We start from the raw sequence: 6,974 nt of genomic DNA, 5'->3' as shown, positions 1-6,974 counted from the left end.
CACCAAAGAATCAATCGGGTTGCCTGAACCTGATTAACTTTATATGTCAGAGCTTAACTTTCTTTCAGGTTGTCCAGTTACAGGGAGCCACATCAACCTGTTTGGAAGAGCTGGATCATTTTAAAGTAGGAAATGAAACAAAAAACTTTGAAGCAAGAGAAGCGATTCGATTTCTGGATAAACTTTCAGGGGATTTTGGTCTTAACAACTGGATTCCGCTGGGAACCAAAAAAGGAAAGCTGAAAATTGTAATGTCCAATCTGGTTAACGGAATGGATGCAGAAGAGATCTATGGGAAAGGAAAGAATGATCATAAGATCATTAATGCTGCGCTGACACTGTCACATTCCGAAAAGTCTGCCAAGGTTGTTTTGGTCACCAAGGATATTAATCTGCGCCTGAAAGCCAAGGCCATAGGGCTGCCTTCAGAAGACTATGAAACTGGCAAAGTAAAAAACGTCAAAAATATTTCAACCAGTTTCCCGGTAATTGAAGGTGTTCCTCCAAATACGATCAATGAACTTTTTAGAAAAGGCAGCATTCAAGAAATAGAGCTCCTCGGTAACCATAAAATTGCCAATGGTTATTACATCTTTAAAAATGGGAGTGACTCAGTTCTGGCGCGATACAATGAAGCCTTGGATACTATAGAACGGGTCGAGAAAACTTATGTTTATAATGTCAAACCCAGAAATGCCGAACAGGCTTTTGCTGTAAATGCATTATTGAATGACAATATCAAGCTCGTCGCTCTTCAAGGTGTGGCCGGGACCGGAAAAACCCTATTGGCACTCGCATCCGCACTAGAACAAAAAAATAAATACAACCAGATCATTCTCGCCCGACCTATTATTCCGTTAAGCAATCGCGAGATCGGATTCTTGCCAGGTAGCGCTGAGGATAAGATTTCTCCCTACATGCAACCATTGTGGGATAACCTGAAATTCATCAAAAGTCAATTCCGTGCTACTGAAAAGAAATCCAAGGTTTTGGACGAAATGGAAGAAAGCGGCAAACTTTCAATCACTGCGCTGGCTTTTATCCGTGGACGAAGCTTATCCAATGTAATGTTTATCATTGATGAAGCGCAGAATCTGACGCCACATGAAGTTAAAACGATTATCACTCGTGCTGGCGAGGGAACAAAAGTAGTATTCACGGGCGATATACACCAGATCGATACACCCTACATGGACGAACAATCAAATGGTCTCACTTACCTGATCGATCGTTTGAAAGGACACCCTTTGTTCGCACATATCCGGCTTGAAAAAGGAGAACGTTCAGCATTGGCGAATCTCGCAAACGAGCTGCTGTAATTGTCATGAAGTAAGAATTAGTTAGGCAAGGGGCTTTTAACCTAATACTAAATTAAACCTGATTTTGTCAGCTTCTCCTTGCCGTATTATTTATACTGTCTGCGGCTCGCCTTCGCATCATGTTTGATTTAGAAATGGAATAAGAACCGCAGTTTGGCGGGATGGGACATGTGGTTATCCAGGCGCGAAGTGGCGTTGCTCTTCATTGCAGGGGATGGCCCTGCGGCCTCATCGCGCCTTGTCTCGCAATATGTATACCACCAAAAACAAGTTTTTATGGGTACGCGCTTAAACTAATAAATCCAAATATTTAGTCAATCATAAAATTATTTATTATGCAGAGTTCAGATTTTCAATAACCTTTGCATGACTTTCAATATAGCGTTGGTATTTTTTTTCCTTAATGCTATCGATATGTACAAGAATCAAAGCATCCACACAATTAGAAAAATCAGGATCAATATTAAAACCTAGAAATTCGCAGCCTCCTGGGTGACATAGTTCTACATATTGCTTATATAGGATAGGTATCTTTACACCTAAATCATCCAGTCGTTCTTTAAGAATGGCAAATGCACTCTTGTATTCAATTTCGTCTGATACATTCTTAAATGCTATAAAGTCCTTAATCTGTGTAAAGTTGAATGGAAGTCTGGGTATGGAAAGCATTTTGTCATTGCCAAAAAGCTCTGTGTAAAAACTTGCAATGACTTTTTGTGCGGATTCAGGCATTGAGGTGCTCAATGAAACAGGCCCAATCATATAATGTATCTCTGGATGCAGATAAAGATAAGCGCCAATCCCATACCAGAGATAATCCAGACTACGTTTTCCCTGATATCTGGGCTGGATAAAACTACGCCCCAGTTCTATAGCATTTTCAAGGTAAGGAATGAATGACTGATCAAATTTGAACAAGCTGTTAGTATACAGACCTGTTTCCCCATATTTCCTGAGAATCTTGGCCGCCTCCCCTATACGGTAGGAACCAATAATTTCCAGCTCATCTTCATCCCATAAAATAAGGTGTCGGTAATATCGATCATAATTATCGATATCTAAAGAATTGCCCGTGCCTTCCTGCACCTGCCGGAAGGATAATTCGCGCAGACGCCCAATTTCACGCATTACACTGGAATTGGAAGCATAATCGAATAGATAAATATGCTTGCCATCCTGTGTTTTGCCTATTAATTGTGAAGCTTTGAGTTCTTTACGGATTAGCTTAGTTTTAACCGGATGGATAATATTCTCAATTGGCTTAAATAGTTCCTTTTTCTTCTTTTTACCTAATAAGTAAACCTGTTTGCGCATTAATTTCGCAATGTTTTTTTTAGGTATATCCATTGCTGCTATGGATTCCCACGGTATAGGTTTGCCAATCCTGAATGAAATTTCACAGCCTTTTTGATTGAACATTTCGTTGACCAACATCATTGTGCCCAACGGTTTGTAGATACTCGAAAGACCATAAAAAAGCATTGAATTTTTGCCGCCAATATACACAGGAACAATCGGTGCATTTGTTTTTTTAGCCAGAGATAAAAAACCAGTTTTCCACTTGCCATCACGAATTCCAAGGGGAGATATACGTGAGACTTCTCCGGTTGGAAACATGATGACAGCTTGTTCTGCTTCCAGTGCTTCAACAATTTGAAGCATACTATCGCGATGCTTCACTGTTTTTGATAAATTATCAATCGAGAGAAATAAGCCTTGCAGGGGATCAATACAGTCCAGCAATGTAGTTGCAACAATTTTAACGTCGGTTCTGATCTCCGATATCAATTTAAGAAGTGCCAATCCATCCAGAGAGCCAAGCGGGTGATTGGCAACGATCAGTACACGACGCTGATCAGGTATATACGCCCGGTCTTTGCTAGAAACTTGAAATGTAAAATTAAAATGTTCAAGAACGGCATCATTGAATTCTAATCCTTCCAGGTATTTGTGAGTTTCAATAAAAAAGTTAATTTCATCCTGATGGAAAAGTTTTTTTAATACAGAAGAAGCGACCTTCATCAGAGGTTTATCAATGTTTTCATCCACATTCTGAAAATAATCTTTCAGCAAGGCATCAACATCAAGCATATATCTGCTCCCCATTAACATAAATTAATGCTAGATAAGATATATGATCAATATGACGAAGAAATGACGCAGAAATTACTCTAAGAAAATGAGCTTGAAGGATTGAACCCAGATCCTCAGTTGGTCGCTCATGTTGGCATTAACATTATGAATGTTATAGCCTTTTCTGTGATTTTTTACTCTCACCTTCCGAGTGTTTACGCTCCGGTGCGGATTGTACGATTTTGCAAGTACATGATTATGTTGCAATTCCTTAGAATGGAACAACTATTCCGCGCCGTAGCACCTTGCCCTGCACTCGCGAAACCGCATACGCCTCCCGTCAGCACAGAATAATTGCGCCATGAGAGTTGAATTGATTGATTGATTTATTTATATTTCAGCAGCTGAAGAAAGATCAGGGTTAAACCATTGCTTGATGACATTTGCCAGCCACTCCGGTTCATCCAGTGGCAAATCATGGCCTGCCGTATCATGTTGCACATAGTCTGTTTGCCAAGCCTGCGCCAGTTTCAGGCTACAGCGATAATCAACCAGGCGATCAGCTTGACTGGCTACAATGAGTACTGGTTGCTTCGGTTTGGAAGTTACCGAAAATTTTAACGCAGCCAGGAATTGATTCCTGGCACTGACAGTTGACACTGGGTTTTCTCGTTGCCATTGCTGCCAGGACTCAAGCAGTTTGCTGTTGTGGCTGTGACGGTTTGAAGTCAGGGTCAGAATATCTGACTCCTTCTGCAAAGCTGACCGAAAAATCATTTTTATAGCATGGGGATAAATCGTCCAGCATAAACGGTGGTAAAACGGAGACAGCGGTCTTGCGCTGGTATTGATTAAAACTGCTGCTTCCACTTCATCCGGATAGCGCATCATCCAATCAATAGCAATCATTCCTCCCATGGAAAGTGCGATCAGTCTGAGTGGCTGACGTATGAGCACTTGTTCGCGCAATGCTTCTGTCATGCCTGCAATCGTTTCTGGGCTAGTGGCACGATGCAATCGGCCATTACCAGGAATATCCAGCATAATAATATTAGCATTGGGAAACTGTTGCTGCAGATACTCAGTAAATCCTCCCCAGTGTCTTGTTTCACGCAACAACCCTCGAATCAATACAAAGTGCTCGCAATACTTCATGTGTACCACAGCGTTCGCGCCTGTTGCTCTAATTCCAGTGAGTCACTCTTAACAAGCCAGTTTTTATAAGATAAAGTTGCGTGCAACAAAAATTCCATCAGTATTAAATGGCCTCTCAGCACCCGATTAAGACGGTGTGGCTTTATCGGGTGATAAAGACCCTGTAATTGACGTAACTGCAGCGGATTCTTGCGAATCCATCGCCAAGAACCCATTTCTAGAGTTAATGGCAGAAAAATATTATCACTTGCCAACGATTTCAGATAAAGAAAATCCCAGAGATCACCATGTACCAGGTAATGTTGTGATTGTGGCTCAAAAAGATAATCTTGATAGGGATAAGTCTGCATAAAAAGCTTACGCAGATAAAAAACTTCTTTTAAATGCTTAATAGGTTCAAGCCGGCTTCTGGCATAAGGAAACCAGATCTGATTACGAGAACCAAAACCGGAATGGCAATCCAAAACCAGGCTGAATGGTGCAGGGAAAACTTTCTGTACAATAAAATCACATAACGCTTGCGCTTCAAGTTGCATCGCCTCAGAGGCTTTCCCACGGTACCATGGCAAATAAGATGAAATCCGATGCCCCCCTGCCAGCCAGACTGTCTTTTCATGACTATCTACTGGTGCATTACGCATCAAGTCGACACCTCGCCCATTCGCGCGGGTATAGTTCAACATGCCAACCGGGTTGATGAGCGGTAAAAAATTGATGCATACCCGTTCCAGAATATCAGCCAGGACCTGATCCCACTTTAAACGTTCTAACAGACCTTCCAGAAAAGCAATGACAACTTGTGTCCCAATGCGCTCTAGTCCGTGGATACCTGCAACATAGGTAATGCAAGGAATATCTCGTGCCCTATTACCGAGTGTTATGGCATAAATTGGCAACATACCCTCATCACAGGATACATGAGAAAGCACTTGACTACATAAACCTGTTTTATTACCCAAATGAATAATTGCTTCAATTTGTTGTAGTTCAGGTAATAATTGTTTCAAGGTAGATGTGCCGTGCATTGGATATAAGGTACTGTGATACTAGAGAGTTACTATTAATAAAATAAATATTACACCAGATCATTAAGATCTTGTCTGTCATCGATGTTACATAAGTCTTTAATAGTCATTAAAGGTTCATTAACCTGTCAATTATTCCTTTCGTGATACATCATCTTTCTTTTTTCTAATAAAGATTTCATCAATATTTAACAAATAATTCAAAGAAGTTTAATAAGTTATCTTTAAGCTTTATTTCCATTCCTAGTTTACTTAAAAAGACACTTATAGGGTGATAGTGAAGAACATAGTTCTCCTTCAAACATTTAGCTGCGCTGAAGAATTCAGCAGGTATGAGTTCAAAAATACACCACCCTTGCAGCTAATAACCTATTTCTCATGCGTAACATAAATCCAGGAGAGAGCTGTTGTGCAACCAAAATATGTTTTGAGTTTGGATGGAGGCGGTAGTCATTTGTTAATTCAACTTAGCGTATTAGCTTGTCTGGAAGAGGATAGCGGTTCTTCAACTTACGATTTATTTGACATGGTTGCCGGCTCATCATCTGGGGGACTGATTGCATGTCTAATTCTGGGTCGAACAATGACTGCCAGGGAGATCATTCATACTGTTTTACAAGAAAAATTACTAGAAAAAATGATGACAGAACATAGGATGAGCAGGTTGCTAAATATCCTGCAAATTCGCCCTAAATATAGAGGTACTACAAAAAGCCTGGTATTAAAAAAAGAATTAGGAAACTTAAGGCTTTCATCACTTAGCAAACAAATATTGATTCCTAGTTTCAATCTTAACCGGGATCAATTAGAAATTTTCACCAATGAGAGTCAACCGGATTTTCTTCTTAGCGAAGTGGCAGATGCTTGCACTGCTGCACCAGCATATTATCCTCCAGTACAAATGGAAGATGGAAACTGGCGAATCGATGGAGGTATAGGTATGAATAATCCAGGCCTTAGTGTCTATCTTCGTGCTAAGAAGTTTTGGAAGGAATGCGAGATAAAAGTGCTTTCCATTGGATCAGGTTGGCGCAGTTTCGCGATAAATGGCACTAAAGCCTGTGGATATGGTGGGGTTCAATGGTCGGTAAAAGGGGTAGCTTCATTAATTCTCAGGGAGAAAATGATTACAAATGTCAAAATTACTGAAGAGATGTTGGGCAATCGTGTGTTATATATCAATCATTATCTAAAAGACTTTGATATGCCAGGTGATATGGATTCTGCAAACAATCCAGTATTCCAGCAAAAGGCATTAGAAATCGGCAGAATCTGGTATGCGCAACATCGGGAACAGATTCAACAATGGCTGCAAATCTGATTGATCGCAAAAACCATAATCCTAAAAGCGGTTTTTAGGATAAATATTCTTCACTTGATTTTAGCAATATCTTGGGCTGTC

The 6,974-nt window shown here is 40.4% G+C and carries 5 protein-coding genes; 2 read left to right on the top strand and 3 right to left on the bottom strand.

Annotated elements, in window-relative coordinates:
- Positions 1–1,319 (top strand): PhoH family protein (locus tag BLV54_RS00975; RefSeq protein ID WP_218132283.1); only part of this gene is annotated, 1,319 nt, incomplete at its 5' end.
- Between the two features lie 333 nt (positions 1,320–1,652).
- Here the strand turns inward: BLV54_RS00975 and BLV54_RS00970 are convergent.
- The 3 genes from BLV54_RS00970 to BLV54_RS00960 form a co-directional block, all read right to left on the bottom strand.
- Positions 1,653–3,410, bottom strand: coding sequence for a bifunctional ornithine lipid synthase OlsF (locus tag BLV54_RS00970; RefSeq protein WP_090566445.1), 1,758 nt, complete (start codon positions 3,408–3,410; stop codon positions 1,653–1,655).
- Positions 3,411–3,782: 372 nt separating this feature from the next.
- A complete protein-coding gene (locus tag BLV54_RS00965; RefSeq protein WP_090566442.1) occupies positions 3,783–4,547 on the bottom strand; it encodes an alpha/beta fold hydrolase in 765 nt (254 codons plus the stop codon).
- Positions 4,544–5,554 (bottom strand): M14 family zinc carboxypeptidase, encoded by a 1,011-nt coding sequence (locus BLV54_RS00960; protein WP_256329010.1) that lies wholly within the window; start codon positions 5,552–5,554, stop codon positions 4,544–4,546. The genes BLV54_RS00965 and BLV54_RS00960 overlap by 4 nt, the downstream gene beginning before the upstream one ends.
- A gap of 427 nt (positions 5,555–5,981) precedes the next feature.
- On the opposite strand from BLV54_RS00960, the gene BLV54_RS00955 reads away from it, so the two are divergent.
- Positions 5,982–6,893 (top strand): patatin-like phospholipase family protein, encoded by a 912-nt coding sequence (locus tag BLV54_RS00955; RefSeq protein WP_090566436.1) that lies wholly within the window; start codon positions 5,982–5,984, stop codon positions 6,891–6,893.
- Positions 6,894–6,974: the final 81 nt, after the last annotated feature.

The organism is Nitrosomonas sp. Nm33 (assembly GCF_900107265.1).
GTDB lineage: Bacteria > Pseudomonadota > Gammaproteobacteria > Burkholderiales > Nitrosomonadaceae > Nitrosomonas.
The sequence above is the reverse complement of the archived record's forward strand: the minus strand, read 5'-3'. Positions and strand labels throughout refer to the sequence as shown.

Coding starts and splice junctions, on each gene's coding strand:
- BLV54_RS00970 (WP_090566445.1), bottom strand. CDS start 3,410: ATGCTTGATGTTGATGCCTTGCTGAAAGATTATTTTCAGAATGTGGAT.
- BLV54_RS00965 (WP_090566442.1), bottom strand. CDS start 4,547: ATGAAGTATTGCGAGCACTTTGTATTGATTCGAGGGTTGTTGCGTGAA.